This is a genomic window from Pedobacter sp., assembly GCF_035566355.1.
In the GTDB taxonomy this organism is placed as follows: Bacteria; Bacteroidota; Bacteroidia; order Sphingobacteriales; family Sphingobacteriaceae; genus Pedobacter.
In genome coordinates, this window is the sequence record NZ_DATMRL010000464.1 from 1 (window position 1) to 3,932 (window position 3,932).

At 44.5% G+C, this 3,932-nt stretch carries 3 protein-coding genes; 1 reads left to right on the forward strand and 2 read right to left on the reverse strand.

The window, feature by feature from the left end; translation table 11 throughout:
• On the reverse strand, positions 1-2,010 hold a 2,010-nt coding region (locus VNZ46_RS17955; RefSeq protein WP_325561407.1), incomplete at its 3' end, for a UvrD-helicase domain-containing protein.
• A 98-nt stretch (positions 2,011-2,108) separates the two neighbouring features.
• Here VNZ46_RS17955 and VNZ46_RS17960 point away from each other — a divergent pair.
• Complete coding sequence (locus VNZ46_RS17960) at positions 2,109-2,642, forward strand: thioredoxin family protein (protein ID WP_325561408.1); 534 nt, start codon at positions 2,109-2,111, stop codon at positions 2,640-2,642.
• Positions 2,643-2,647: 5 nt separating this feature from the next.
• Here the strand turns inward: VNZ46_RS17960 and VNZ46_RS17965 are convergent.
• A partial coding sequence (locus tag VNZ46_RS17965; protein ID WP_325561409.1) for a glycoside hydrolase family 3 protein occupies positions 2,648-3,932 on the reverse strand: 1,285 nt, incomplete at its 5' end.

Genomic DNA, 3,932 nt, shown 5'->3' on the forward strand with positions numbered 1-3,932 from the left:
ACTCTTAAACTTCAGAGAGAAAAAGTGATGAGGTTCAACAGGTTTCTGCTGCAGTCTGGCATATAGACTGATACAGTTGGCCTTATACAGGGCTGTGTTCTCCGCCAGGCCACCCATCACCTGCAAGGTATTGATGATCAACTTCACCGCGGTATTATTGCTGAGCAACAGTGCCTCTCCGGAAATCACATCTATCCCCTGCTCCATGAGGGTTTCTACTGCGGCAACGGCTTCAGAATTCGACCGGACGAGAATACAGATATCACGGGGTTTATATTTTTTTACGGTAAACAGAACATCAAGCTCTGCAATCATTTTACTTAAAGCCAGGTCCCGGAAAGTTGTTTTGGTGAGCGCATTCCCTTCGGGATCCGTTTTAAATACATTAAAACTGATCGTTCCTCCTTCCAGGGTATAAGGTGTTGTTTTCTGCTCTGCTTCTGCATACACATCCGTAACAATCCGGTCAAAGCCTTGCTGCTGCCACCATTTCAACAGATCAGGAAGGCTTTCCTGTTCTGTAATAGCTCCATTTAAGCCCGATTGCATCAATTGGGGCAGCTGTTTAAAAAGTGTATTGTTAAAATGGATGATATTCTTCGTACTCCGGTAATTTTCTTCCAGACTATCTTCTACTACATTATGGATCTGAACATCCTGTTTTGCCTGCTGGTGCAAAATGTTCCAGTCCCCGTTCCGCCAGCGGTAAATGGATTGTTTGGTATCCCCCACAATCAGATGATCTATCAATTTCCCGCTGGGTGAGGCCATGGCATTGGTCAGCAAAGACTTAAAACTCCCCCATTGATTGGCTGAGGTGTCCTGAAATTCATCAAACAGGAAATTCCGGTACCGGTTTCCCATTTTTTCCCAAATGAAGGAAGGATTGTCGTCCGCATCATCTGTAATCCCTTTGAGCAGGGTCTGTGCATCACTGATCAGCAGGTTCGGGCTTTCATTCCGGTATTCTTTCAGTAAAAGCGCCATTTCCTGCATCAACCTCAGGTAATATAAATTTTTGTTGAAGGCCTGTGCCAAAAGATAAGCAGACAACCCTTCCTGATAAGCAGAGACCAATTTAGCAATCACGGGGTTAAGTTCATCATAGGCGGTATTTACCGCAGCTTTCTGAAACCATTCTTCCGGCTGATCCACCAGTTTAGCCAAACTGCTGATCTTAGACAAATCCCCATCCGCAATCTTCTGAAGGTTATTTAGGGGCGAGCGTGACTTTCCCTTCAAATCTCCCACATCAATATCTTCTACCTGAAAGATCTGCAATGCCTGCTCTGCTAAATCCTTTACCGTACCTTCAAAAGCTTCTATGCCCAACCGGGTGATCTTGTTATAGTCTTTGAACAAGGTATCCAGGTCTGCGATTTCTCCCAGTTCTTTCACTGCCTGTTCAAAAGGCTGATAGCGTTCCTTAAAGATCTCGTTGGTTAGTTCAATCAGTTCTCTCCTGTAATTCCAGCTCAAATTATTATTGATCCGGTCCAGGGCCAGGTCAATGATCCACTGCAACAGTACCGGGTTCTTGTCCAAAGCCTTATCTAAACGTTCTGCCAGTTCGTTCTTTACCTTATCATAGTTCATTTCCAAACCATAACCGGCGTCCAAACCAAGCTCAAAGGCAAAACCCCTGATCACTTTCTGAACAAAACCATCAATGGTACTCACCGAAAACCGGCTGTAATCGTGCAGGATCTTCCTGTAAATGACATCTGATTTTCGTTTCAAACTTCCTGCATCCAAATCCGGATGAGCTTTCAGTACAATATCCCTGTAATCTCCAATCTTCTTAGAAGGATCTCCCTGCGCAAAACCTTTCAGCACTTCCATGATCCTGGTTTTCATCTCTTCAGTTGCTTTATTGGTAAAAGTTACCGCCAGAATTTCCCTGTATTTGGTTTCTGAAGAAAGCAAAAGAATTAAATAATGTGCGGTCAGGCTAAAGGTCTTACCCGAGCCGGCAGAAGCTTGTAATATTTTAAGTGGCTGTTGAGGCATCAGGTAAAGCTAGAACTTATTTGTAAATTTACCATATGAACCCGACATGAATAGGATAATCATCAAAGGCTCTACCTCACTATTAAAACAAAACACTCATGAAACTAAAAGTATTACTGCTCCTTGCCCTAATGTCTGTTGCCGCTGCAGGCCAGGCCCAGGATAAAAAGGAAGGCGAGAAAAAAGAAGCCGTACACATTTATAACCCTAATGCCAATGCGCAGGCAGATTTAAATGCGGCCATTTCCAAAGCAAAAAAAGAAAAAAAGAATGTTCTGGTACAGGTAGGTGGCAACTGGTGTATCTGGTGCATCCGCTTCCATGAACTGGTAGACAAAACCCCGGAATTGAAAAAACTGATCGGAGACAATTTTGAATGGGTACTGGTGAACTGGAGTCCGGAAAACAAAAACACCGCAGTTTTAAGCAAGCTGGGCAATCCAGGCCGCTTTGGCTTCCCTGTATTCGTTGTCCTCGACGGAGAAGGAAAAGTTCTTCACATCCAGGACTCTGGTTACCTGGAAAGAGACGCAGAAGAGAGCAAAACAGAAGGTAAAGGCCACAGCATAAAAAAAATCCAGGGCTTTTTAAACAACTGGACTTACAAAGCGCTGCACGCGCCAACGATCTAAATCAATTACCGGCCGTCTCCGTATTTAAAGAACGTATTGACCGTAACCGGCAACCTTCCGCTGGGGTTAACTTCATTTTTAAATACGGATGCCGCCGCCTTTTGCATAAAATCTTCTTTCTGATAGGCCACCAGTAAGAATTTACTATTCTCCAACCCATTCCATTGAGACAGGTTATAAGGGTTGGCGAAAACGGCAAAGCAGGCATTTTTCTGACTCTGGTCTTTCAGGAACATTTTCAGATCTGCACTCAACACCATTCCATTTCCCGGGCGGGTACGGGTATCGTGTATACCGATGATCACCTGGTCAAAACCACTAAGCTCTCTCGCCACAACCGCAATCTGGTTGGCATTTGCATTCTTATCTAAAGTATAAAAAACAGCATTCTGATAATAAGTTCCCAGTTCCTTTTGGAATACGGTCACCTCAGGTGTCCCAACACTGATAATTACGGTTCTTTTTTCTTTATCAAGTTGAGGAAGCACTTCTCGTCCCTTCAGCAAAGTCATAGCAGCATTGGCCAGTTCCTGACGCAGCGCCAGGCTCTCCGGACGATTCACATCGGCAAGTACATGATGTTCGTCGAGACTATCCTTCTTATTCAAACCCGCCCAATATTTGGCCATCAGGATCTTTTTCACACTTTCGTCAATCCGCTCCATGCTGATCCTGCCCGAACGTACGGCTTTCCGAACCAGTTTAATGGCCCTGTCGCTATTCTCCGAAAGTTCCAGGATATCATTACCCGCAATAACTGCCATCACATCAGCCTCTCCATCTTTAAAATATTTCACCACGCCCTTCATCTCCATCGCATCAGAAATAATGATCCCTTTGAAACCAAGTTCTTCCTTTAAGATCCCGGTTACAATAGGCCTTGACAAGGTAGAAGGCATATGCGGGGTATTGTCCAATGCAGGAATATTCATATGGGCAATCATTACACCGGAGGCATTTTGGCCGATCAGTTCCCGGAAAGGATAGATCTCCAGACTGTCCAGGCGGGCTTTAGTAAAATTCAGCTGGGGAAGATCAAAATGAGAATCCACATCCGTATCCCCATGCCCTGGAAAATGTTTCAGACTCACCATCAGACCACCATCCTGCATTCCCTTCATATAAGCCGCACCAGAAGTGGCCACGTTATATTTATTTTCGCCAAAAGAACGGTAATTGATGACCGGATTCTTTGCGTTATTGTTCACATCAACATCGGGCGCCAGGTTCATATGCATCCCCACTCTCCGGTAATCTTTTGCAACCTCTATTCCCATTTTATAGATCAGT